Genomic DNA, 24,200 nt, shown 5'->3' on the forward strand with positions numbered 1-24,200 from the left:
CTCCATGCGACAGATGAGTGCCAGCGAACTTGCCGACTGGCTCGCCGATCCGCAGCGCGCCAAGCCGGTTCTGCTCGACGTGCGCGAGCCGGCCGAGTTCGACATCTGTCGCATCGAAGGTTCGCAACTGATGCCGATGGCGACGGTGCCGGCGCGTCTGCCCGATCTTGATCCCGATGCCGAAATCGTCGTGATCTGCCACCACGGCGGACGCAGCGCCCAAGTGTGCATGTTCCTCGAGCGCCAGGGCTTTGCACGCGTCGTCAATCTCGCCGGCGGCGTCGCAGGCTGGGCCGCGCAGGTCGACCCGAACATGCCCCGGTACTGATTCGTTGCCCAGTTTTCTGCGGAGAAGCCAATGAAGCGCGCGATAGTAATCAGCCTGACGAGCCTGTTTTCGGTCACCGCCTGGTCGGCCGACCTGATGCAGGTCTATCGCGATGCTCTCGCCAACGACGCGCGCTTCGCGGCTGCGCGTGCGCAATACGAGGCCGGGCAGGAAAGGCTCGTCCAGGGCCGTGCCGGCCTGCTGCCGAGCATCGGTGCCAGCGCCAGCACGACGTGGAACGACGTCGATACCCATACCGTATTCGGTTCGCAGCAGTTCAACACCAATGGCTACGGCGTGCAGCTCACGCAACCGCTGTTTCGCTGGCAGAACTGGGTCCAGTACAAGCAGGGCGAACTGCAGACCGCACTGGCCGAGATCCAGTTCGGCCTGGCCCGGCAGGACCTGATCCTGCGCGTCTCGCAAGCCTACTTCGATGTGCTCAACGCGCAAGATGTACTCGGCGCGCAACGCCAGCTCCGCAGCGCTGCGGCCGAACAGCTCGACCTCAGCAAGGCCAGCTTCGAGGTCGGCACCGTCACGATTACCGACGTGCATGAAGCCCAGTCACGTTTTGATCTCGCCTCGGCACAGGAGATTGCCGCGCAGAGCGACCTCGATGTGCGCCGTCAGACGCTCACCCAGATCGTCGGCAAGGATCCGTCGCCGCTCGCCGGCCTGCGTACCGGCCTGTCCCTGTCGCGCCCCCAGCCCGACCGTATCGACGACTGGGCCGGCGCCGCGGAGCAGGGCAGTTACGCCGTTCAGGCGCAACAGCTCACGCGTGAAATCGCCGTGCGCGAAGTCGAGCGCAACCGCGCAGGCCATTACCCCACCGTCGATCTCGTCGCTACGCACGGCCGCAACAGCGCCGGCTTCAGCTCCAGCTCCCCCGGTGGCACGCGCAACGACGCCAGTACCATCGGCGTGCAACTCAACGTCCCGCTGTTCCAGGGCGGCTCCATCTCGTCGCGCGAACGCGAAGCCGCGGCACTCAAGCTCAAGGCCGATGCCGACCTCGACGATGCCCGCCGCAGCGCCGCACTCGCCGCACGCCAGGCCTATCTCGGCGTGACCAGCGGCATGGCCCAGGTCAGGGCGCTCGAAGCGGCACAGACCTCGTCCACGTCCGCGCTAGAAGCCAACCGTCTCGGCTACGAAGTCGGCGTTCGCATCAATATCGACGTCCTCAACGCGCAATCGCAACTCGCCGACACCCAGCGGCAGTTGGCCCGCGCCCGTTATGACACCCTGATCTCGCAACTCCGTCTCAAGGCTGCCGCCGGCACGCTCGGCGAAGAAGACGTACAGGTCATCGACGCGCTATTGACGGAATAAGCAGCCAGAATCGCCCTCACGCGTCTCCGGTAGGAGCGGCTTCAGCCGCTAGAACAGCTTCAGCCGCGAACAGCCGCTCCACCATCGCCATCGTCCTTGCGGCCGCACCGCGATGCGCCTCGGCAAATTCGCGCCCTGCCTGTCCTGCCTCTTCGCGCGCTTGGGCATCGGCCAGCAAAGCAAGCGCCGCACCCATCCCCTTTGCGACGTCTTCCGCACGCAGCGCCGCCCCGGCCGCAACCGCCTGGTCGGCCACCTGCGCGAAATTGAACGTATGCGGCCCCAGCACAACCGGCGTGCCTACCGCGCACGACTCGATCAGGTTCTGCCCGCCGTAGGGCAACCAGCTGCCTCCCAGCAGCGCGACATCCGCAGCGGCGTAATACGCGAACATCTCGCCCATCGAATCCCCCAGCCACACGCGTGTATCCGGCGCCACGGGCAAACCGTCCGAGCGTCGCTGCACCTTCAGCCCCTTCGCGCTCGCCAGCGTGGCAACCTCATCGAAACGCTGCGGGTGCCGCGGCACCAGGAGCAGCAAGGCATTGCATGACGCCTGCGCGATAAAGGCATCCAGCAACAGCGCCTCCTCACCCTCGCGCGTGCTCGCTGCGAGAATTGCCGGCCGTCCCGCGATGCGCTGCCGGAATGCGTCGCCCAACATCAGTTGTGCCTCTGTCGGGGAAATGTCGAACTTGATGTTGCCGGTAACTTCGACCCCTTGTGCACCCAGTCCAGAGAGTCGCCGTGCGTCGGCCTCCGTCTGCGCGCCAATCGCCGTGAGCGCTCCGAGCGTCATGCCGGTCAGCGCCGGCCAGCGCGCATAGCGCCGGGCAGAACGTTCCGACAGACGCGCATTTGCCAGCAATACCGGCACCTCACTGTCGCGACACGCAGCAAGAAGGCTGGGCCACAACTCGGTCTCCATCACGATGCCGAGCCGCGGCCGGAAATGCCGCAGGAAACGTCGCACAAACACCCCGAGGTCGTAGGGCAGATAGCTGCGCAGCACGCGCGCGTCGTTGCCGAACAATGCCTGCGACGTCTCTCGCCCGGTCGGCGTCATATGGGTCAGCAGCACCACGCAATCCGGCCAGCGCGCGAGCAAGGCCCGCACCAGCGGCTCCGCAGCACGCGTTTCACCCACCGATACCGCGTGCACCCAGACGACGGACTGCGGTACGCGCAGCGTGTAGCGTCCGAAACGCTCGCCGAGATGCTGCAGATACGCCGGCTGCCGACGCGCGCGCAAGCACAGGCGTAGCAGCACGAAGGGCAGGGCAATCACCCATAACAGCGTATATGGCAGGCGAGCAAGCATCGGGGGATAGGCGGCGGATCGGGGTTCCAAGTATATCGCCGCCCCGTGGGCCGACGGCCCGGAATGGCATCCCGCGCTCAGTTCCCTTCAATTGCCGGATTAAACCGAGCAGGGTGCCATGCGATAATTAAAAAATTGCCATCCCCACGGAATGCGGTCAGCTCATGAAAATACTCGTTACCGGCGCTGCCGGCTTCATCGGCATGCATACCGCGCAGGTGCTGCTCGCCCGCGGCGATCAGGTCGTCGGTCTCGACAACCTCAACGACTACTACGACCCGCGCCTCAAGCAAAATCGCCTCGCCCGCCTAACGCCGCATCCCGCGTTCCGCTTCGTCAAGCTCGACGTCGCCGACCGCGCCGGTATGGAAAGCCTGTTCGCCGAGGAAAAATTCGACCGCGTCATCCACCTCGCCGCCCAGGCCGGCGTGCGCTACTCGCTACAGAACCCGCACGCCTACGTCGACAGCAACCTCGTCGGCTTCATCAACATCCTCGAAGGCTGCCGCCACAACAAGGTGCAGCACCTCGTCTACGCCAGCAGCTCCAGCGTCTACGGCGGCAACACCAAGATGCCGTTCTCAGAGCACGACAGCGTCGACCACCCTGTCAGCATCTACGCCGCCACCAAGAAAGCCAACGAGCTGATGGCCCACACCTATAGCCACCTCTACGGACTGCCGACGACGGGCCTGCGCTTCTTCACCGTCTACGGCCCCTGGGGACGACCCGACATGGCCTTGTTCCTGTTCACCAAGGCCATCCTCGAAGGCCGTCCCATCGACGTGTTCAACCACGGCAAGATGAAGCGTGACTTCACCTACATCGACGACATCGTCGAAGGCGTCATCCGCACCCTCGACCATACCGCCGAATCCGACCCCGCCTTCAACCCCCTCCAGCCCGACCCGGGCCGCAGCAACGCCCCGTACCGCGTCTTCAACATCGGCAACCACGACCCGATCGAGCTGATGAGCTTTATCAAAGCGATAGAAGATGCAATCGGCGTAGCAGCGGAGAAGAGGTTTCTGCCGCTACAGGATGGCGATGTGCCAGCGACATATGCTGAAATCGCGGAGCTCAACGCGTGGACAGGTTTCAAGCCGGCAACGAGCGTGGGCAACGGGGTGGGGCAATTCGTGGAGTGGTATCGTGGGTACTACAGGATCTGATGGTTGCGAGGTGCTGAACATCTTGTAACGTTTGGAACTCCCATCTCGAGCTGGTGGGATGAAAGAATGACCTTTTATTGGCTTAATGTTCGCATGCATCGAGATCAATCGGCTGTTTTGTATAGTGAAAATGAACTTAATCTCGTTGATTTATGGGATGTCCTTGTGCGGCGGCGGATTTGGATCGTTGCGACACTTGTTGTTTGCATAGCAGGTGCTATTGCCTACTTGCTGTTGAAGCCTCCTGTGTATGAAGCTCGCGTGAAACTCCGCATCGGGCAGGTGGCCGGAGCGGGGTTTTTCGAGCCTCCCGAGGTCTTGTCATCTCGATTGCTTGCTATGTACGGTGAAGATGTCGCCGATGGGGTGAGGCGGCAGCGTCCTTTTTTGAAGCAGGCGGCAATTCCAAAGGGGGTGCCTGGGGGGGTGGAGCTGGTGGTGGTGGCGGACCGTCCGGCAGATGCTACGGCGCTTCTCGGCCGGATCTTTGAAGAAATCCAGAAAACCCACCAGGAAACCTTCCGCGAAAACTGGCGGGTTCTAAATGAGCGCATTCAGCATCTCGACGCGCAGCGGATGGCGTTGCAGCTGCAGTTTTCCGACGCCTCGGATCTAATCGATCGCCTGAAGCCGCGCGACCCCGTTCAGGCCTCATTGATGATGCTGGAGCGGGGCAGGATTTCCGCTTCTATCGCAGGGCTGGATGCCGAAAGGCCGAGCCTCGTCCAGAAGTTGACGCCTCCGCAAACACAGTCAACCGAACTGCTCGGGGAGATTGCCGCTCCGCAGAAGCCGGCGGCTCCCAAGCGCGGTCTAGTCTTGGCCCTTGCGGTCATTCTTGGTGTGGTTGGAGGTGTACTGCTCTCTTTCGTCGTGGAGTTCTTCGCCAAAGCTCGCGAACGACCTCGTCGTGCTTCACCGCATGAATAGCATTCGGTCATACGTTTACTGATTTTAGGTAACCGATTTTTCATGATGTAGTGCAATAATGCCGTTTCTTTTGTTACGGCAGGTTACCGATGTCCGGGCGTGAGCACGTACTACATCATATTTCCGACGACTTACACCTCATCGATCTATGGGAAATTCTATTACGGCGCAGGCTCGAGATTGCGGTCTGTTTCTTGGTCTGCATTGTCATAGGCGTGGCCTATGCGCTTCTCGCAACCCCGCGGTACGAGGTGGATGTCTATCTCGATAAGCCCTTTGCCAGCGACCTCGCCGCTTTGAACCTGGGGCGAAGTCCGGCGACCGGCCTGGTTCCGTTCGAGGGGGCCTACCTCTTTGGCTACTTTTTAAGCAGTCTCGTGTCCGAGCACACCCTGCAACGGTTCTTTGCCGAGGTCTATCTGCCGTCCCTCGATGAACAGGTAAGTAGTGAACCGAAGCATTTGTTGTACGAGAAAATGGTCCGCTCCATAAGAATATCAAAGCCTGATCCCAAAGGGCGTGGGTTGTTCAATCTCAAGGTCGAGGCAGACTCAGGGGAGAAGGCCGTTCAGCGGTCTGCGGCCTTTCTGAGCCTTGCCGCGGCGGAGGCCACTTCCAAATTCGTTGAGGATGCGCGCAACGAAATTGATCTCACGGTCCGTAACGCCGAGCGCGATCTGGCGGAACTCCGCCTTACGGTTTCCCGGAAACGTGAGGATCGCCTGGTGCAGTTGAGCGAGGCCTTGCAGGTAGCCCAGGCGGTCGGCCTTACAAATCCGGAAATCACCAATGCTCGCCTGCCAGAGCAGGATGGGTTGCGCCCCTGGATGGATGGGAGCCAACTCTATGCACGTGGGTCGAAATCGCTCCGGGCGGAACTGGAAGTGCTGAAGAAGCGAGAGAGTGACGATCCCTTCATCGCAAGTCTGCGCGATACGGAAGCGCGATTGCGGCAACTCAAGGCGGTCCATTTCGATCCGAAATCTGTCCGTGTGTTCAATACGGACGGAGAAATCGTAGTTCCTACAAAGCCGGTGGCGCCGAAGAAGCTCCTCGTAGTCGTATTTGCGAGCCTTCTTGGTCTGATGTTCGGCGTCGCCTTTGCGTTTGTCGTCGAATTTCTCACAACAGCGCGCGAGCGCGCCCCACGTTCACGCGTTGCGAGCCGAGCTTCCTTTACTGAGGCTATGGCGGCTGAGTAGCCTGAGCAGTTTATGGATATCCGTGCACGGAATTCTCGCCCTCGTCTTCATGGCTATAGCATCGCCCAAGTTCTTGTCGATGGTATGAGTAAGTTCGAAGACCGGGGTGCGATGTCCCAGGCACGTTAGATCAGTGAGTGGACGTGGGAATCATAAGAAATGCCGCTAAATCGATGGTGGTAGAACGAAGTGTCAAAGGGTTGCAACGCATGAAGATTCTCGTCACGGGGGGCGCCGGATTCATCGGTTCCGCAGTTGTGCGCCACATCATTAAGAACACGTCGGATGCTGTGGTCAATGTCGACAAGCTCACCTACGCGGGCAACCTCGATTCGCTCGCCGAGGTCTCAGGGAGTCCGCAGTACGCGTTTGAACAGGTCGATATCTGCGACCGCGCCGCGGTCGAACGCGTTTTTCGCGAGCACCAGCCCGACGCGGTAATGCACCTCGCTGCTGAATCGCACGTTGACCGATCCATCGATGGGCCGGTCGCGTTCATCGAGACCAATATCGTCGGCACCTACGTCTTGCTCGAAGTGGCCCGCAAATACTGGAAAGACCAAGAATCAGGGCGCCAGGAAGCGTTCCGCTTCCATCACATCTCCACTGACGAAGTGTATGGCGATCTCGAAGACCCCGCAGCGCTGTTTGTCGAGTCGACGCCTTATGCACCGAGTTCACCCTATTCGGCGAGCAAGGCAAGTTCCGACCACTTGGTGCGCGCCTGGCGGCGCACCTATGGCTTGCCGACGATCATAACGAACTGCTCGAACAACTACGGCCCGTACCATTTCCCCGAAAAACTCATTCCCCTGATGATCCTCAACGCACTCGAAGGCAAACCGCTGCCTGTGTACGGTAAGGGCGAGCAGGTGCGTGACTGGCTATACGTGGAAGACCACGCCCGGGCGCTTTACAAGGTGGTAACCAGCGGCGTGGTAGGCGAGACCTACAACATTGGTGGCCACAACGAGAAGCGCAATATTGACGTCGTACGCACGCTGTGTGCCCTGCTCGAAGAGCTTGCGCCAAACAAACCGGCCGGCGTGGCACGCTACGAAGACCTCATCACCAATGTGCAGGACCGACCTGGTCACGATCTGCGCTACGCGATCGACGCGAGCAAGATCCAGAATGAGTTGGGATGGGCGCCAGAAGAAACATTTGAAAGCGGGATACGCAAAACAGTGGCGTGGTACCTGGGCCATCTGGAATGGACGCAGCGCGTGCAGGACGGAAGTTATCAGCGCGAACGGTTGGGCGTAAATAAGGCTTGATGTGTGACGTATCAAGTGGCGCTGAGAAGTTGATTCGATTTTTGACTTGGAATTGGTATTTTGAAACTTTCAGACGTAAAACTGGCCGTAATCGGTCTTGGTTATGTGGGCCTGCCGCTAGCTGCGGAGTTCGGAAAACACCGCCCGGTGCTGGGATTCGACATCAACACAGCTCGAATTGAGGCGTTGAAGGCAGGGCACGATGCAACATTGGAAGTTAGCGACGAAGAACTTGTCTGCGCCACTGCCCTGAAATTCAGCGCCGATATGGCCAGTCTTGCTGACTGCAATGTATTCATCGTTACGGTGCCGACTCCTATCGACGAGCACAAACGACCCGATCTGACCCCCTTGATCAAAGCCTCCGAGACCATCGGTAAAGTGCTCAAGCGCGGCGATATCGTAATCTACGAATCCACCGTATATCCCGGCGCCACAGAGGAAGACTGCGTGCCGGTGCTGGAGCGTGTTTCCGGTCTCAAGTTTAATCGGGATTTTTACGCGGGCTATAGCCCCGAGCGGATCAACCCGGGAGACAAGGAGCATCGCGTTACGACCATCAGGAAGGTAACCTCGGGCTCCACGCCGGAAGTCGCTGACTTGGTTGATGCCCTGTATCGACAGATCATCACTGCAGGCACCCATAAGGCACCGAGCATCAAGGTGGCTGAAGCGGCCAAGGTGATCGAAAATACGCAGCGCGATCTCAATATTGCGCTAATCAATGAACTTGCAATCATCTTCAATAAGATGGGGATTGATACCGAGGCCGTTCTGCAGGCTGCCGGGACCAAATGGAATTTTCTCCCGTTTCGGCCGGGATTGGTTGGCGGGCACTGCATCGGTGTGGACCCTTACTATCTCACCCACAAAGCACAGGCCATCGGTTATCACCCGGAAATCATCCTCGCTGGACGGCGGTTGAATGACGGGATGGGAGCATATGTCGTATCGCAACTTGTCAAAGCCATGCTCAAGCGTCGCATTCAGGTCGACGGCGCGCGGGTTCTGGTGATGGGCCTCACATTCAAGGAAAACTGTCCCGATCTGCGTAATACGCGCATCGTCGATATCATCCGTGAACTGGCGGACTACAACATCAGTGTCGATGTATTTGACCCCTGGGTGAGTGTCGACGAAGCCGTGCATGAATACGGACTCCGGCCTGTCAGCGAGCCGCAGAGTGGAGCTTACGACGGCATTTTGCTTGCGGTTGCACATAAACAGTTTGCCGCCATGGGCGCGGAGAATATTCGTGCGCTGGGTAAAACTGATCATGTGCTGTACGACCTCAAATACATCCTGCGTCCAGAAGCCGCAGATTTGCGCCTCTAAGCGAGTTACCCATGTCCCGCTACATCCAACTGCAATCCGAACTCCGCCAGGCACCGAAGACATGGCTTATTACCGGAGTCGCCGGTTTCATCGGTTCGAATTTGCTCGAAACTCTATTGAGGCTCGATCAGCGCGTTGTCGGTCTCGATAACTTTGCCACAGGGCACCAGCGAAACCTCGACGAAGTGCGAACGCTTGTTAAGGCCGAACAATGGCGGCGCTTTCGTTTCATAGAAGGGGACATCCGCAATCTCGACGATTGCCGTGAGGCGTGCACTGGCGCGGACTATGTTCTCCACCAGGCTGCACTGGGCTCGGTTCCTCGCTCACTCAACGATCCGATTACCAGCAATGAGGTCAATATCGGTGGTTTTCTGCGCATGCTGGTTGCTGCGCGCGACGCCGGCGTAAAAAGCTTTACTTATGCAGCGTCAAGTTCCACGTACGGCGACCATCCGGATCTGCCCAAGGTCGAGGATGTCATCGGCAAGCCCCTGTCGCCCTATGCGGTCACAAAATATGTCAACGAACTGTACGCCGACGTCTTCGCTCGTTCGTACGGCTTTAAGGCGATTGGCCTGCGCTACTTCAATGTCTTCGGTAAGCGCCAGGATCCCGATGGCGCCTATGCTGCAGTTATTCCGAAATGGACTGCTTCGATGATCAAGGACGAGGGCGTGTTCATCAACGGCGACGGCGAAACCTCCCGCGATTTCTGCTTCGTTGAAAATGCGGTGCAAGCCAACTTACTAGCGGCGGTCGCAGACGATTCTGCGCGCAATGAAGTCTACAATGTTGCGGTCAGCGGCAGAACGAGACTAAACGACCTCTATGGGTATCTTAAGGATGCACTCGCACACCACGGATTAAATTACACAAGAAGTCCTATTTATCGGGACTTTCGTACAGGAGATGTGCGCCACTCACAAGCCGATATCAACAAAGCTGCCAAGTTGCTAGGGTACGTGCCGTCTCATGATATTGGATTGGGTATTCGTGAAGCGATGCCGTGGTATCTCGCGTTTTTTCGTTAATCCGTATGGAACAGTTGCCCAACCCGTTTTTTGATCGACGCCAAAGGTTTTGTCCGGTCCGCCGTGGTGCCGAACGCAAAATTTCATTTGTTGCAGCAGAAAAGGCGCTGATTCGCTTGTGAAAACATTCCAACAGCATTTGGTTGCAAATAGATATACGACGGCGTTAGGTTTTTGTATTTGGCATGCTGCCCAGTAGAGACTGAGGGATATTTGGTGATTCGGCAAGGAATTGATTTCATCAGAAAGTGGACCTTGCCGCTAATTTCCATTGTTGGCACCGGAATTGTGGGGGCAGTCTGCCTTGCTTTGATGACCGCCGGGAAATTCGAATTTGTGGCGCCAGAGTCGGCGGCGAATCTCGCCATATTTATTGTGTTTCAGACTTTAGGTGTAACGGTTGTAAAGGCCGGATTGGATAGTTATGTGTTCGCTCGCGCATCGTCTGATCTGGAGAATGCTCCATACGCCATGGCCCCAGTTTTCAAAAAATATGTCTTGCCTGTTTGGCTGTTATTTGCGCTGGCAAGCTATAGTATTCTGGAGTCCCCGATAGTCGTATGTATTTGTGTATTCTCAACGCTCATTGATGTCTATTCGGCCGTCAGAGTTGCAGAATTTACTGCACGTAAATCGTTTAATACGGTGGCGATCGCCAATCTTTCGAAATACCCACTTTATTTTATACTGTTGTTTATTGCCGGCAGGTTCGTCAACATAAATTATTATGATCTTCTATATTTATATCTTTTTATAAGTCTTGTGCGATTTGCTGTGGTGTTTGCTGCCAGCAGAGCAACGGTTTTTTCAGCCATCCCGAATTATAATTTCGGGCTGCTTGGGGTGCAGCAGGTATTCAATTACTTGTTGTTTAGACTTGATCAGGTGAGTATTCCCGCGATTCGCAACATGATTCCTGGTCTCGATCCAAATGGGCTGAGTCAATTCGTTTTTTATCTGAAATTTCCAGAGCTTGTGTCCTACTGCGTTACGGCGTTTGGGTCTGTTTTTTTTCCGATTCTTGTGACTCGTTTCGGGGCGAATTCAATCAGTTGGCGCGGTGAACGACTAGTCGGTAACGCTGCGATTTTTCTTGCATGTGCGTTTGGTCTGCTCTCTTACGTGACGGTTTTTCGTTCTGATGGCATCAGTCTGTTCGTGTTCGTTCCCCTTGTTTTTGCGGCTTTTTTGAGTTTTGAGGTTAATTTCATCACATTCAAATTACTGGCTGTCGGAGATTTCAGACGTCTGCTGATTGGAATGGGGGGAGCGATAGTTTGTGGCGTGGCGCTGATCGGGGTCGCGGTCCTATTGCAGTCCGTTAATTTCTTATACTGGATTGTCCCGCTTCAAATGTTGGTATACATGACTTTCGTTATGAGAATTGGCGCAGAATGAATGGGGTTATATTCCTCCCGAGTCTTTATGGGTTTGTTGCATGGTTTGTAACGTATCTCGTATACGTTGCCAGCGTCCTGCCATGGGATCCCGTTGGCGTGGAGGTCCATCTCCTGTTTATTCTACAGATTGGGATGTTTTTAAGTTCGACTGTCGTGTTTGCGTTGTTATATCGCCGGGCGGCCGCGGGGAGATCAAGAAGGGTTTGGGTTGTGCCCCCCGCCTGGATGGTCTTTGGTCTTCATGTAATTGGATTCGCCGGGATCGCGAAATTCGTCCTTGATTTTTCCCCATACCTAGAGAATGGTTTCTTGTCGGCTTTGATGAACGATAGCTCGACAATTAGAGCGCTCGGGTCGTCGATGACCTCAGTTGGAACGCAGATATCATATATCGGTTGGTTGGCAATAGGGATTTCTGTTTGCTATAAGCGGCCGAAGAAGGTGCTGCTCGCCGTCTCACTGTTTCAGCTTCTTGCGAACTTTGTATTCATCGACAGGACGCGTCCGGTTTGGATTATGTTCGCGGCACTTCTATGTTTCATGTGCACGCGCGAGCGAATTGATGGTTTGCGTGTATTTCGAAGTTTTGCCGTTCTGGGTTTGGGTTTTGTTGGTATTTTTGTTGGAATTGCCGTTTGGTCTGGAAAGATGGGTGAAGGTCTCTTTGACAGTAGCGTTAATCCTTTGGTTGGGAGTCTTTATCTGTATTTGACCGCCGGGTTTGCGTATTTCGGGCATATGCTTCAGGTTGAACCGTCTCCGGATTATTTTTTTCCAGAGCGAGTTTTCGCTCCTATGCTTACGGTGTTGCACAGTCTTGGTCTCTCGGGGGCGCCTCCGAGTCAGATACTTGATTTTTATGAGATGCCATTCCCGTCAAATGTGGGAACAGCATTAGAGCCGTTTTATAGGGACGGTGGCATCATCTTTGTGCTGTTTGGGATTCTTGTTCATTCGTTCGGTTTTGATTTTCTTGGGCGATGGCTGCTGAAAAGCGCAAATGCGGCGTCGGTTTATGCGTGGGCTACCTTGTGTTTTTGTAATGTCATAGGTTTCTTTACCCCAAAGATTGGAAACTTTCCGGTTTGGCTGTTCTTGGTAATTGGCGTGGGTGCTGCAGTCGTTTCGATGGCGCTGCGCGGGTCGGGTGGGGCTAGGTGAACGAATTGCGAGTTCTGGCTTTGACGCGATATGGGCGGGTGGGGGCTAGCAGTCGAATGCGCTTTGAGCAGTATTTGCCTTCTCTGCTCGGGTTGGGTATAGACGTCGAGTTGGCGCCTTTGCTTCGGAATGAATACCTTGAGCGCCTCTATGCGAAGCGGCCGGTTGCGTGGGGGCAGGTCCTGGCTGACTATTTTCGCCGGGTGCTCTGCCTGATGAGCGTGCGGAAGTTCGATTTGCTTTGGATTGAGAAGGAGTTGTTTCCGGACTTCCCGGCATGGTTCGAGAGACTACTGCACGCGTGCGGTATTCATTATGTAGTGGATTACGACGATGCCATTTTTCATAATTATGATATGAGTGGGAATCCGCTGCGTGGGCTGCTCCGGCGCAAGATCGATGCGGTCATGAGGAATGCATCACTCGTGATTTGCGGGAATGAATATCTTGCTGCCCGGGCTCGCTTGGCTGGAGCAAACAAGGTCGCGATCCTTCCAACGGTTGTCGATCTCGATCGCTATTCCCTATCGACGAAGGGCGAGTCCGGGGAGTTGATTGTCGGTTGGGTGGGATCTGCGTCAACGGTCAAATATCTCGACAATGTCTTGCCAGCTTTGAGACTGTTGTCGGCGGAGTTTCCCGTCCGGTTGCGTGTGATAGGAGCGACGTTTGTGGCGCCCGGCATTGATGTTGAGTGCCGTCCGTGGTCCGAAGGTGGCGAGGTCGAGCAGATTAAAGGCTTCGATATCGGAATCATGCCCTTGTTGGATTCGCCGTGGGAACGGGGGAAGTGTGGTTACAAACTTATCCAGTACATGGCGTGCGGCGTTCCGGTGATTGCCTCGCCAGTGGGCGTCAATGAGACCATCGTGGACGAAGGCGTAAGCGGCTATCTGGCTTCGAGCACCGAGGAGTGGGTCGATGCTTTTCGCGTCCTCGGCGGAAATGCGGAGAGGCGGCGGTCGATGGGGGCTCAGGGAAGGGCTGCGGTGGAGGAGCGTTATTGTTTACAGGTAGCGGCACCACGCCTTGCGAAGCACTTTGCGGATTTGGGTAAGCTGGGAGCGGGTCGTTAATGTGCGGGTTGGTTGGATTTTTCGGCGGAGGGGGGGGGGCGACTGAGGGCGCTGCTCCGCGTGCCGTGCTTGAACGTATGGCGAATGGTATCGTCCATCGTGGGCCAGACGATGCAGGTTATTGGTGGGATGCTGTTCATCAAGTTGGACTTGGCCATCGGCGCCTTTCCATTCTGGACCTGTCGCCGGCGGGCCATCAGCCGATGCAGTCCGGGAGTGGACGCTACCAGATTGCCTTCAATGGCGAGATTTACAATCACCTCGGTTTGCGCAAGGACTTGGAGTCGAGCGGGCGATCTGACTGGCGTGGGCATTCTGACACTGAAACGCTTCTGGCCGGGTTCGAGGCCTGGGGGATCGAGGGGGCGATCGAACGCTGCATTGGCATGTTTGCGTTTGCCGTGTGGGACCGGGCCGCACAATCGCTTGTGCTGGCGCGGGATCGTATGGGCGAGAAGCCGCTCTATTATGGTTGGCAGGGAACGGGCAGCAATCGGGCGTTCCTGTTCGGGTCCGAACTCAAGGCGTTGAGAGCGCACCCGAGTTTTGCCGCGGGTATCGATCGCGGCGCGCTGAGCCTGATGCTGCGGCACAACGCGATTCCGGCTCCCCATTCGATTTACGAAGGCATTCGAAAGCTGGAGCCTGGTTGTCTGCTTACCGTGTCGGCAGCGCAGCCAGAGCCCCGTGTGAAGGAATACTGGAGCACGGCGAATGTCGCGCGCGCCGGAGTTGCAGATCCGTTCTCGGGGTCGGTCGTCGACGCGGTGGATGAGCTTGAGCGGCTGGTAAGAGACGCCGTGCGTCATCAGATGGTAGCGGACGTACCGCTCGGAGCATTTCTGTCCGGGGGCATCGATTCGTCGACTGTAGTGGCCTTAATGCAGGCTCAGTCCGGACGGCCCGTCAAGACCTTCACGATCGGCTTTAACGAAGACGGTTACAATGAGGCCTTGCACGCAAAAGCGGTGGCACAGCATCTGGGTACGGACCATACGGAGCTGTATGTTCAGCCCCAGGAGGCCCTCGAGGTGATTCCGCGTCTGCCTAGTTTGTATTGTGAGCCGTTCGCCGATTCGTCGCAGATTCCAACCTTCCTGGTGAGTCAGTTGGCGCGCCGGCACGTCACCGTTTCACTGTCGGGTGATGCGGGAGATGAGCTGTTCGCGGGTTACAACCGCTATCAGATCACGTCCAGGCTTTGGGCCAAACTGCAACGGATTCCCGCCCCATTGCGAGCGGTACTGGCGAAATCCATCACCGCGGTGTCGCCAGCCATGTGGGAGCGTATGGGACGTTATATTCCTGGTGCGTCGGGATATGCCGGCTTGGGTGACAAGTTGCACAAAGGAGCGGATGTTCTTGCGAGTCGCACGATCGATGAATTGTATCTGGGGCTCGTGTCGCATCAGCGTGACCCGGCGGCCTGGGTTATTGGAGGGAAGGAGCCCCCCACGCACTTGACTGGCTTGCGCCCGGATCTGGGAGGCTTGGGTGCGGTGGAGCGCATGATGGCGCTGGATGCAATCAGCTACCTTCCGGACGATATCCTCGTAAAGGTTGATCGCGCATCCATGGGGGTTTCGCTTGAAAGTCGGGTGCCGTTTCTGGATCACCGCATTGTGGAATTCGCGTGGCGCCTGCCGCTCAGTTACAAGCTCCGTGAAGGGCAGACCAAGTGGCCGCTACGCCAGGTTCTCTATCGCCACGTGCCGAAGGAGTTGATCGAGCGGCCGAAGATGGGTTTTGGTATCCCCCTGCATGACTGGCTGCGCGGGCCGCTTCATGATTGGGCAGAAGCTTTGCTTGATGAAACCCGCTTGCGCCGGGAAGGGTTCTTCAACCCGCAGCCAGTTAGGCGGTTGTGGTCGGAGCATCTGAGCGGGCGGCGCAATTGGGCGCATCACCTGTGGGACGTCCTCATGTTTCAGGCTTGGCTGGAGGCCCAATGAGATTCTTGCTGATCGCGGGTTTCCCAGATTCCCTGCTGCACTTCAGAGGACCTCTGATTTCAGCGTTACAGGAGCGGGGGCTGGAGGTGCATGTTGCTGCGCCCGATCTGTCGCCGGGCTCTGAATTGCATTCAAAGCTTCAAGCCCGCGGCTTGGTCATTCACTCGATTCCTCTGCGGCGCACGGGTATGAATCCAGTGGCGGACTTTGCAACACTCGTTCGCCTGTGGAAACTGATGCTCGCAATCCGCCCTTCGTGGGTGCTGGGATACACCGTCAAGCCGGTCATCTACGGGTCAGTTGCTGCCAGGTTGGCAGGGGTGCCAAGACGCTTCGCGCTGATTACTGGCTTGGGGTATGCATTTCAGGGTGAGCGGCAGCGGAAGGGACTACGTTCACTGGTACAGGGCTTATACGGATTGGCACTGCGTGGAACAAACAAGGTGTTTTTTCAGAATCCGGATGATGAAGGCTTGTTTCGTTCCGAAGGCATACTTTCATCTGCGGTGCCGTCGGTGGTGTTGAATGGATCCGGCGTAAATGTGGCGGAGTACGCCGTAGCTCCCGTGCCTGCAACGCCCCATTTTCTGCTTATTGCCCGCCTGCTCGGTGACAAGGGGGTTCGAGAGTACGCAGAGGCGGCAAAACGTCTCCGGGCACATCACCCGGAGGCGGTTTTCAGTCTGGTCGGGTGGATAGACTCGAATCCCGATGCAATTGGGCAGGACGAACTGGATCAATGGGTTAAGGATGGCACGCTTAACTACCTCGGGCGCCTTAGCGACGTTCGGCCAGCCATCGCGGCCGCGAGCGTCTACGTTCTCCCGTCCTATCGCGAAGGCACACCACGTACCGTGCTCGAGGCCATGGCCATGGGGCGAGCGATCGTGACCACTGATGCCCCTGGATGCCGCGAGACCGTAGTGGATGGCGACAATGGTTTTCTGGTGCCGGTGAAGTCGGTTGATCGTTTGGCTGCCGCAATGGGGCGGTTTATCTGCGAAGCCGGTTTGGCCGAGAGAATGGGGCAGCGTTCGCGACTTCTCGCCGAACAGAAATACGACGTCGATAAAGTAAACGCTCGAATGCTAGTCGAAATGGGTATTTAATGATCAAACGATCCTTCGATTTTCTGGCGTCGGTACTTGGGCTAGTTCTCCTTGCGCCGGTGTTCGCCTTCATCAGTTGGAATGTTCGCCGCAAGATGGGTTCCCCCGTGCTTTTCCGCCAGGTCCGTCCCGGTCTACAAGGCAAGCCTTTCGAAATGGTGAAGTTCCGCACCATGCGCGATGGAGTTGATCCACAGGGTAATCTCCTGCCCGACGCTGAGCGACTCACCCCTTTCGGCAATTTTCTGCGCGCGAGCAGTCTCGACGAACTGCCGGAGTTGTGGAATGTGCTCAAGGGGGAGATGAGTCTGGTTGGGCCGAGGCCTCTGCTGATAGAGTATTTGCCCCTGTATTCGCCCGAACAGAACCGCCGCCATGAAGCCCGCCCGGGCGTGACCGGCTGGGCTCAGGTGAATGGTCGTAACGCCCTCAGTTGGGATGAAAAATTCAAACTGGATGTGTGGTACGTGAACAATCAATCACTATGGCTGGACCTGAAAATCCTAATATTGACGGTCAAAAAGGTGGTGATCCGGGATGGAATCAGTGCGCAAGGTGAGGCAACGATGTCGCGTTTCACCGGATCTCGTGGCGAGGAAAGTCAATGACTCAACCCCTTTTTGCGGTGTATGGCGCGAGTGGCTTCGGTCGCGAGGTAATGCCGTTGGCACGCGAACATCTGAGCCAACAGGGTATTTCCGCCGCTCGACTCGTTTTCGTGGATGACAATCCGGAGGCCACTGAAGTTAACGGGCAACGGGTGTTAACTTATGCCGAGTTTCTGCAGACGAATGCAAGCGAATGGCATTCTGTATTGGCCATCGGCAGCAGTGCGGTGCGTGAAAAGCTGGCCGCGCGTTGCGCGGCTGATGGGATCCGGGCATGGACGGTCAGCGCAGCCAACGTGGTCGTGATGGATGAGGTGTGGCTCGGCGAAGGCGCCATACTCAGCCCCTTTGTAACGCTCACATCGAACATCCGGATCGGTGTCCATTTTCACGCCAATATCTACGGCTATGTGGCACACGACTGCGTTATCGGCGATTTCGTCACCTTTGCACCCGGGGTAAAGTGCAATGGCAACATTGTCATTGAGGATCACGCCTACATTGGTACCGGCGCGATCATCAAGCAAGGTAGGCCGGGCCAACCCTTGGTGATTGGCCGTGGTGCAGTGGTAGGCATGGGCGCCGTAGTTACGAAGGACGTGCCGCCCGGCGTCACAGTTGTCGGAAATCCGGCGAAACCATTAATGAAAGGTTGATTCGTGCTGAATACCCCATTTTCCCCCTGGCCCTACTTCACGGTCGAAGAAGCGAACTCAGTCCGCGATGTGATCCTCTCAAACAAGGTGAATTACTGGACCGGGCTGGAATGTCGGGCATTTGAGAAGGAATTCGCCGCCTGGGCCGGGACAGAGTATGCAGTAGCACTCGCTAATGGGACGGTGGCACTCGATGTGGCGTTGCAGGGGCTGGGTGTCGGTTCAGGCGACGAGGTTGTTGTCACGCCTCGCACCTTTCTCGCCTCTGTGTCGACGATCGTCACTGCGGGGGCTGTTCCCGTTTTTGCGGATATTGATCGAGATTCGCAGAACATCTGCGTGGATACGATCAGCCGTGTCCTTACCCCGCGAACGAAAGCAATTATCTGTGTGCACCTGGCCGGTTGGCCGTGTGACATGGACCCGATCATGGCGCTTGCGGAGAAGAATGGCTTGTTCGTGATCGAAGATTGCGCGCAGGCACATGGAGCTTCTTACAAGGGCCGCCCGGTGGGATCGATCGGACACGTTGGGGCGTGGTCGTTTTGTCAGGACAAGATCATGACGACCGGCGGGGAGGGCGGCATGGTCACGACGAATGATCGAGCAATTTGGTCGAAGATGTGGTCCTTCAAGGACCACGGAAAATCGTGGGAGGCGGTATACGAGCGAGAGCATCTGTCGGGCTTCCGGTGGGTGCATGAAAGCTTTGGCACCAACTGGCGAATGTTGGAGACGCAAGCCGTGATTGGCCGTATTCAGTTGCGCCGTATGCCGGAATGGCACGCTCAGCGGTTGTCGAATTCCCAGGCGCTGTGGGCGTGTGCCCGCGAATTGCGAGGTCTGAGGGTGCCGAGGATTCCTGATGACATCGAGCACGCGGCCTACAAGTGTTATGTGTTCATCGAGCCGCAGCAACTCAAGGCGGATTGGAGCCGTGATCGCGTCCTCGAGGAGATCAACGCGCGCGGTGTCCCCTGCTATTCGGGGTCATGCTCCGAGGTGTATCTCGAGAAGGCCTTTGATGGCACGGGATGGCGGCCAGCGGAGCGATTGCCGAGTGCCCGTGAGTTGGGCGAAACGAGTCTAATGTTTCTGGTTCATCCGACATTGACGTCAGCGGAAATCCATAAGACATGCGAAGTGTTGACTGATGTCATGGGGTTGGCAGCGCTTTAGCTGCTAGGGTTCGAGCCGGGCCTGCGGTCCCTGAACCCTTCGCATGTCATGTGGACAGGTGCGGCAATACACAAGAGTTGATGGTGCGTCGGGCGAATGCTTTGATCCGGTGAATACGGTCCCGCACCGAGGGGCGTTAAATTGAAAAACACGGTACGTTCTTTACTGATCTTTGTCTTCGATCTATTCGCCGTCGTTGTGGCGTGGCTGGGAGGGAGCCTGATTCGCTTCAACTTCGAATGGCCCGAGGAATACGCGCAGCCATTGCTTCTGGGTCTGGGGGTGATGCTGGCGACGCAGGCTGTGGCGTGCCGTTGGGCAGGACTGTACCGCGGCATGTGGGTATTCGCGAGCCTGCCTGACTTGAAGCGGGTGCTGAAGGCAGTTGCCTTGTCCGCCCTGGTCCTGGTCGTGCTCATTGCGCTGGACCGAGGAAATCCTGCGATCCCTCGTTCGCTGATGCTCGTGTATCCGGTTCTGTTGCTTGTTGTAATGGGTGGTGGTCGGGCCGCCTGGCGTATGTGGAAAGAGCATAACTTATACGGTGGGTTGATCGCGCAGGGCAAACCTGTGGTTGTGGTCGGTGCCGGGGCAGGCGGCTTGATGCTCGTCCGAGCGCTTGAGCGCAGCGCCGACTGGCGGGTGGTGGCGCTGGTGGATGACGATCGGTCCAAGTGGGGTTTGGAGCTCTGTGGCCATCTGGTGGCAGGGGCAGTCGATGAACTTGCAGACGTTCTTGCCGATCATCGTGCAAAACATGTGATTCTCGCGATGCCCTCGGCGGCAAGCGACGTTTTGCGCCGTGCAACGGATCTCGCCGTTCGCGCGGGCGCCCACGTCTTTACGGTGCCGGGTCTGGAAGACCTGATGAACGGGCGGGTTGCGATCAATGCGATGCGGCCAGTCGCAATCGAAGATCTGCTCGGACGCGCGCCGGTGCGCATCGATACGGCCCATGTCCAGGCGATGCTCGCCGGCAAGACGGTGATGGTGACGGGGGCGGGTGGCTCGATCGGGAGTGAATTGTGTCGTCAGTTGGCTCGCTTTGCGCCAGCGCGTCTGGTGTTGTTCGAGGCGAGCGAGTTCGCGCTGTACACGATCGAGCAATGGTTCGCGCGGCGCCGGCCGGACGTCGAAATCGTCTGCTTGGCGGGAGACGTTAAGGATTCGGCACGGCTCGACGAGGTGTTTGTGGCCTGGCGTCCGCAGGTTGTCTTCCACGCCGCGGCCTACAAGCATGTGCCGTTGATGGAAGTCCGCAACGCCTGGCAGGCGGTTCGTAACAACGTGCTTGGAACGCTGCGCGTAGCCGAACACGCGCAGCGTTATGGTGCCGAGCGCTTCGTGTTGATCTCGACCGACAAGGCGGTGAATCCGACGAACGTGATGGGCGCGACCAAGCGCCTCGCGGAGATGGCATGCGAAGCGCTGCATTCGCGCGGCGGGGTGACACAGATCGAGATGGTGCGCTTCGGCAACGTGCTCGGCAGTACCGGCAGCGTGATTCCGAAGTTCCAGGAGCAGATCGCGCGTGGCGGCCCGGTGACGGTGACGCATCCGGATATCAACCGCTATTTCATGTCGATCCCTGAAGCGGCACAGCTCGTGCTGCAGGCGGCAGCGATGGGGCAGGGGGGCGAGGTGTTTGTGCTCGATATGGGTGAACCGGTGAAGATCGTCGATCTGGCGCGTAACATGATCCGACTGTCCGGCTATTCGGAAGACGAGATCCGCATCGAATTTAGCGGATTGCGGCCCGGTGAGAAGCTTTACGAAGAGTTGCTTGCAGACTCCGAAGTGACGCGCGAGACACCGCATCCTAAATTGCGCATCGCGCGCTCCCGGCCTGTCGCTGCAAGCTTCCTCGCCGAACTTAATGCCTGGCTCGCACAGTCGGATCCCGTCAGCGACGACGACGTTCGCCGCGGGTTGCTGCGCTGGGTTCCGGAATATACCCCGATGGGGGGGCGGCCTGCCTTGCGCGTGGTCGAAATGCCAACCCAGGGTGCGATTCGAGTTAACTCCTGATCGTGTCAACGCGGTTTCGGACGGTCATCCCATCCCGCTAACGTCATCCGTGCTGCCCCGCATTCCGGCTGCGACTGCAGTCGTCAGGAGTCTACGCGCCATTTCCGTGCTGCGAAGTGACACGATAACAATGTAGCGGGGCGCGGAACGCTCGGCGACCCTCGGCGACCCCTGTGCTGGCGCGAGTTGGGCCTCTCCTTGGAGCTACGAAGTAATGATTGTTGTGACCAATGCGTTTATTTCCGGCAAGAATTTTATCGTCGAGAATGATGTTTTTGATGATTTTTCTTCTGGCTCGGGTGTGCGCAGGTTATTTGTGCAATTTTCATCGCAACTCTCGCTCGCGTCGATAGTCACATCTGCCCAGAACGACGTCCTGATCTATGATGGGAATTATGCCTATCGGGATAAGGTAGTTTCGTTTGGTGCGGGCGCCGGCAATGACATTTTCGTCATTGGAGCGGGGCCGTATCAGTATGTCGGATCGGTCAACGTGGATATGGGTGAAGGCGATGATCGCCTTGTTGTTAATAGCCTGCAGGGGAATATCACCGGAACGGGGGGACTATTTAGGGGGGGCGATGGGCATGACATCATTGAGATTAGGGCGGACGGAATTGAACTAGGCATATTTTCGAATAGCCCGTTCATTTTTCTTGGTGATGGTGGAAATGACAGATTTGTCCTGAACGGACAGCAGGTCAATGTTTTGAATAGCGCGACCGGCGGCGTTGTCGATGGCGGTTCGGGTTTCGATACGCTCACATGGAATCTCCGATATCAACTGTCGGTCGGCGGGCAGCAGATTCCCATAGTAGGCGTATTGGAAGGCACTGACTATGCACAGGAAATTACTGCTAGGGATATCGAGCGACTGATATTGGAGCCTTTGGGTGATGGACTGACCGTACGCTTCGCTGAGCAGGATGTTGCTTCGATTACCGCAGGAAGCGATTTTGATCGATCGCAGCTGGGCCTTGAGGGGGTGGAGGGGCGTGGCACTGTACTTTTTCTGGAGTCATCAACGGCCCCGGTTGCGGTAGATCTCGAGGGCTGGGCGCGACTCGGAACATCAATTCACGCGGATAGTTTTGGATACGCCATATTCGGCTCCGGTGATGGGGTGTTAGTGATCGATCCGCTTCTGCTTCAGCCGGGCATGGTTCCCGAGGCAGTGTTTGTTGATAGATCTTTGGGTGGGGTTGTCCTCGCAAAAGACCTGTTTCCTGCGTTCGATGACGGATCCACTTTTCTTGTTACGGATGAGTCCGGGGCCACCGCTTCTTACGCCTCCTTTGACGTTGGGATGCGAGGCGTTCGTGTTCTCGCTGGCGAGGAAACCCCTGAGGCGTTCACTCTGCGTGTGACAAAGGTGGACCTCGAAGGAAACGAGACGGCGCGCTTGCTGGCTGTGTCGATGAGTGAATTGAGCTTTCGCCACACGGGGACCGCTGGCAACAGGTTTGAAACGGCGGCCGTTGGCGATGTCAATGGCGATGGTGTCAAGGATATCGTCGGTGCCGTTCAGGGCCCCGAGGGGCACTTCTCGGTAGCCACCCTCGAGTCGCAAGGTTTATCGAAGTTGTTCGAGAACGGCCGGGCGCAGCGCGAGGCAAGGTTGGTGGATCTCGACAACGACGGCGACCTCGATCTCATCGCCAATACTTATGCCGCCTCTCAGCCTGGCCCTAATGTGGCGCTAATGTACCTCAATGATGGGACAGGTTTTTTTGCCGAAGTTGAGTCCTTCGCGAACATGAATATTCAGGGGTATGGTGAAACTATCGTTGCTGCTGATTTCAACAACGATCAGCTGACCGATCTGTACATCCCATACTATTTTCGTAATGATCCGGACGGACAAGAGGTTGCAGGTTCGCGCCTCCTCATAAATATTGATGGCGGGGAGTTCGAAGATCAAACCGAGCAATGGGATGTTCTGAATAGTGATGGTTCACTGTCGCTTGCGGGGTTTGGTCTTGGTTGGGATGCGGCCATGCCAGAAGGCGCTCAAAGTTTGGATTTCAATCGCGACGGGTTTCTGGACTTGTATGTTGGCAATCACTTGTTCATTAATCAGGGCAATGCATTTTTTGATGCAAATCGCGCCTTGGGTCTGCCCGTGGAGTTCGAGGAGGGGGCCTCTTTTTTTGACTGGAACAACGATTCGTATCTCGATTTGTTGCTAATACGGCCCGAGAAAGGGCCGGAGTTGTACGAATTTGATGCGGATGCAGACCGTTTTGAGTTGGCTAATGTCTTTCCGGAGGGGCGGATTTATTCCAATACGTACGGCTTGTCGGTCGGAGATTTGGATGGGGATGGTTGGGATGACGTTTACTTGGTGGGTGGTGCGGCGAATACACCTCGATTATATTTAAACCAAAATGGAGAAAATTTCGTTGAATATCGCTCAGACGCAACGGCGTCTTTGTTGAACTATGCCGGGCCGGTGATTGATGATCTCGATGGAGATGGTCGGTTGGACATGGCGCTCGGTGGCTCACGTGGTGTGCTTATCAATGCGTCCACGACGACGGCAAATCCTATTCGCATAACGCTGCTGGGCCCTGGCGGTGAGCGAAATCAGTACGGTCGGATAGTTCAACTCGCGCCAGATGACGAATCCGATGAGCGAGTTCTGACTCGCATCGTCGACGGAGGTTCGGGGTATATGGCTCAACGCGACTATACCCTCACCTTTACTGATGCTAAGCCGGGTAGCTACATGGCGACGGCTTACGTGGTCGACTATCCAAGTGGTCTGCCGGTGGCCCTGAGTTTTCAGGTGCAAACGGGCGGCAGTTACGAGGTTTATGCGGCGAACGGGGCCGTTTCCGCCCGCGTCAAGGACATCGCGACTGGCGAGTTCGTGTCCTATAACCGTCAATACGCAAGCATTCCTGGCGATGATGTCCTTGATATCAATCTAGCGAGTGTTCCTGTGGATACCGGCGAGGGACGGGATCGCATTACTCTGAACGGGGCTATGCTTAATGATCTGGCGGGGGTGGTGGCAGACGGTGGTGCGGGGTCGGATGTACTGACGTTTGATGGTTCGAATGCGTACACGACGGAGCAGCTTCGATTGTCC

At 57.1% G+C, this 24,200-nt stretch carries 19 protein-coding genes; 18 read left to right on the top strand and 1 reads right to left on the bottom strand.

Annotated elements, in window-relative coordinates; translation table 11 throughout:
- Nucleotides 1-4: 4 nt before the first annotated feature.
- Together GPA25_RS04040 and GPA25_RS04045 are read left to right on the top strand one after the other, a co-directional pair.
- The gene (locus GPA25_RS04040) at nucleotides 5-328 is read left to right on the top strand and encodes a rhodanese-like domain-containing protein (RefSeq protein ID WP_169259066.1); all 324 of its coding nucleotides are present in this window, start codon (nucleotides 5-7) and stop codon (nucleotides 326-328) included.
- 30 nt (nucleotides 329-358) lie between these two features.
- Nucleotides 359-1,666, top strand: a complete 1,308-nt coding sequence (locus tag GPA25_RS04045) for a TolC family outer membrane protein (RefSeq protein ID WP_169259067.1) — start codon at nucleotides 359-361, stop codon at nucleotides 1,664-1,666.
- Nucleotides 1,667-1,682: 16 nt separating this feature from the next.
- Here GPA25_RS04045 and waaA read toward each other — a convergent pair whose 3' ends face one another.
- On the bottom strand, nucleotides 1,683-2,987 hold the full coding sequence (gene waaA / locus GPA25_RS04050; protein WP_169259101.1) for a lipid IV(A) 3-deoxy-D-manno-octulosonic acid transferase: 1,305 nt from the start codon (nucleotides 2,985-2,987) through the stop codon (nucleotides 1,683-1,685).
- A 164-nt stretch (nucleotides 2,988-3,151) separates the two neighbouring features.
- Here waaA and GPA25_RS04055 point away from each other — a divergent pair, with 164 nt between their 5' ends.
- The 16 genes from GPA25_RS04055 to GPA25_RS04130 all read left to right on the top strand — a co-directional run.
- On the top strand, nucleotides 3,152-4,159 hold the full coding sequence (locus tag GPA25_RS04055; RefSeq protein WP_169259068.1) for an NAD-dependent epimerase: 1,008 nt from the start codon (nucleotides 3,152-3,154) through the stop codon (nucleotides 4,157-4,159).
- A gap of 66 nt (nucleotides 4,160-4,225) precedes the next feature.
- Nucleotides 4,226-5,089: a Wzz/FepE/Etk N-terminal domain-containing protein gene (locus GPA25_RS04060; protein WP_169259069.1), complete on the top strand. Its 864-nt coding sequence runs from the start codon at nucleotides 4,226-4,228 to the stop codon at nucleotides 5,087-5,089.
- An 89-nt stretch (nucleotides 5,090-5,178) separates the two neighbouring features.
- On the top strand, nucleotides 5,179-6,291 hold the full coding sequence (locus GPA25_RS04065; RefSeq protein WP_169259070.1) for an LPS O-antigen chain length determinant protein WzzB: 1,113 nt from the start codon (nucleotides 5,179-5,181) through the stop codon (nucleotides 6,289-6,291).
- A gap of 209 nt (nucleotides 6,292-6,500) precedes the next feature.
- Entirely contained in the window at nucleotides 6,501-7,568 is a 1,068-nt protein-coding gene (gene rfbB / locus GPA25_RS04070) for a dTDP-glucose 4,6-dehydratase (RefSeq protein WP_169259071.1), read from the top strand.
- A 57-nt stretch (nucleotides 7,569-7,625) separates the two neighbouring features.
- Complete coding sequence (tviB, locus tag GPA25_RS04075) at nucleotides 7,626-8,903, top strand: Vi polysaccharide biosynthesis UDP-N-acetylglucosamine C-6 dehydrogenase TviB (protein ID WP_343034828.1); 1,278 nt, start codon at nucleotides 7,626-7,628, stop codon at nucleotides 8,901-8,903.
- 11 nt (nucleotides 8,904-8,914) lie between these two features.
- Nucleotides 8,915-9,937 (top strand): NAD-dependent epimerase/dehydratase family protein, encoded by a 1,023-nt coding sequence (locus GPA25_RS04080; protein ID WP_169259073.1) that lies wholly within the window; start codon nucleotides 8,915-8,917, stop codon nucleotides 9,935-9,937.
- 216 nt (nucleotides 9,938-10,153) lie between these two features.
- On the top strand, nucleotides 10,154-11,335 hold the full coding sequence (locus GPA25_RS04085) for a hypothetical protein (protein WP_169259074.1): 1,182 nt from the start codon (nucleotides 10,154-10,156) through the stop codon (nucleotides 11,333-11,335).
- Entirely contained in the window at nucleotides 11,332-12,498 is a 1,167-nt protein-coding gene (locus tag GPA25_RS04090) for an oligosaccharide repeat unit polymerase (RefSeq protein WP_169259075.1), read from the top strand. Before GPA25_RS04085 ends, GPA25_RS04090 begins: the two co-directional genes overlap by 4 nt.
- A gap of 56 nt (nucleotides 12,499-12,554) precedes the next feature.
- On the top strand, nucleotides 12,555-13,574 hold the full coding sequence (locus GPA25_RS04095) for a glycosyltransferase family 4 protein (RefSeq protein ID WP_246265310.1): 1,020 nt from the start codon (nucleotides 12,555-12,557) through the stop codon (nucleotides 13,572-13,574).
- Nucleotides 13,574-15,526, top strand: coding sequence for an asparagine synthase (glutamine-hydrolyzing) (gene asnB / locus GPA25_RS04100; RefSeq protein ID WP_169259076.1), 1,953 nt, complete (start codon nucleotides 13,574-13,576; stop codon nucleotides 15,524-15,526). The genes GPA25_RS04095 and asnB overlap by 1 nt, the downstream gene beginning before the upstream one ends.
- Nucleotides 15,523-16,635, top strand: a complete 1,113-nt coding sequence (locus tag GPA25_RS04105; RefSeq protein WP_169259077.1) for a glycosyltransferase family 4 protein — start codon at nucleotides 15,523-15,525, stop codon at nucleotides 16,633-16,635. The genes asnB and GPA25_RS04105 overlap by 4 nt, the downstream gene beginning before the upstream one ends.
- Nucleotides 16,635-17,243 (top strand): sugar transferase, encoded by a 609-nt coding sequence (locus tag GPA25_RS04110; RefSeq protein ID WP_169259078.1) that lies wholly within the window; start codon nucleotides 16,635-16,637, stop codon nucleotides 17,241-17,243. Before GPA25_RS04105 ends, GPA25_RS04110 begins: the two co-directional genes overlap by 1 nt.
- Nucleotides 17,240-17,899, top strand: a complete 660-nt coding sequence (locus tag GPA25_RS04115) for an acetyltransferase (RefSeq protein WP_169259079.1) — start codon at nucleotides 17,240-17,242, stop codon at nucleotides 17,897-17,899. Before GPA25_RS04110 ends, GPA25_RS04115 begins: the two co-directional genes overlap by 4 nt.
- Nucleotides 17,900-17,902: 3 nt before the next feature.
- Entirely contained in the window at nucleotides 17,903-19,078 is a 1,176-nt protein-coding gene (locus GPA25_RS04120) for a DegT/DnrJ/EryC1/StrS family aminotransferase (protein WP_169259080.1), read from the top strand.
- A gap of 141 nt (nucleotides 19,079-19,219) precedes the next feature.
- The gene (locus tag GPA25_RS04125; protein WP_169259081.1) at nucleotides 19,220-21,106 is read left to right on the top strand and encodes a nucleoside-diphosphate sugar epimerase/dehydratase; all 1,887 of its coding nucleotides are present in this window, start codon (nucleotides 19,220-19,222) and stop codon (nucleotides 21,104-21,106) included.
- A gap of 214 nt (nucleotides 21,107-21,320) precedes the next feature.
- A partial coding sequence (locus GPA25_RS04130) for an FG-GAP repeat domain-containing protein (RefSeq protein ID WP_169259082.1) occupies nucleotides 21,321-24,200 on the top strand: 2,880 nt, incomplete at its 3' end.

Source organism: Aromatoleum diolicum, from assembly GCF_012910955.1.
GTDB lineage: Bacteria > Pseudomonadota > Gammaproteobacteria > Burkholderiales > Rhodocyclaceae > Aromatoleum > Aromatoleum diolicum.

Excerpts from the sequence above, each read along its gene's own strand:
- waaA (WP_169259101.1), bottom strand. The coding sequence starts at position 2,987 with ATGCTTGCTCGCCTGCCATATACGCTGTTATGGGTGATTGCCCTGCCC.
- GPA25_RS04045 (WP_169259067.1), top strand. The coding sequence starts at position 359 with ATGAAGCGCGCGATAGTAATCAGCCTGACGAGCCTGTTTTCGGTCACC.
- GPA25_RS04060 (WP_169259069.1), top strand. The coding sequence starts at position 4,226 with ATGACCTTTTATTGGCTTAATGTTCGCATGCATCGAGATCAATCGGCT.
- asnB (WP_169259076.1), top strand. The coding sequence starts at position 13,574 with ATGTGCGGGTTGGTTGGATTTTTCGGCGGAGGGGGGGGGGCGACTGAG.
- rfbB (WP_169259071.1), top strand. The coding sequence starts at position 6,501 with ATGAAGATTCTCGTCACGGGGGGCGCCGGATTCATCGGTTCCGCAGTT.
- GPA25_RS04090 (WP_169259075.1), top strand. The coding sequence starts at position 11,332 with ATGAATGGGGTTATATTCCTCCCGAGTCTTTATGGGTTTGTTGCATGG.
- GPA25_RS04095 (WP_246265310.1), top strand. The coding sequence starts at position 12,555 with ATGCGCTTTGAGCAGTATTTGCCTTCTCTGCTCGGGTTGGGTATAGAC.
- GPA25_RS04040 (WP_169259066.1), top strand. The coding sequence starts at position 5 with ATGCGACAGATGAGTGCCAGCGAACTTGCCGACTGGCTCGCCGATCCG.
- GPA25_RS04110 (WP_169259078.1), top strand. The coding sequence starts at position 16,635 with ATGATCAAACGATCCTTCGATTTTCTGGCGTCGGTACTTGGGCTAGTT.
- GPA25_RS04065 (WP_169259070.1), top strand. The coding sequence starts at position 5,179 with ATGTCCGGGCGTGAGCACGTACTACATCATATTTCCGACGACTTACAC.
- GPA25_RS04080 (WP_169259073.1), top strand. The coding sequence starts at position 8,915 with ATGTCCCGCTACATCCAACTGCAATCCGAACTCCGCCAGGCACCGAAG.
- GPA25_RS04115 (WP_169259079.1), top strand. The coding sequence starts at position 17,240 with ATGACTCAACCCCTTTTTGCGGTGTATGGCGCGAGTGGCTTCGGTCGC.
- GPA25_RS04105 (WP_169259077.1), top strand. The coding sequence starts at position 15,523 with ATGAGATTCTTGCTGATCGCGGGTTTCCCAGATTCCCTGCTGCACTTC.
- GPA25_RS04055 (WP_169259068.1), top strand. The coding sequence starts at position 3,152 with ATGAAAATACTCGTTACCGGCGCTGCCGGCTTCATCGGCATGCATACC.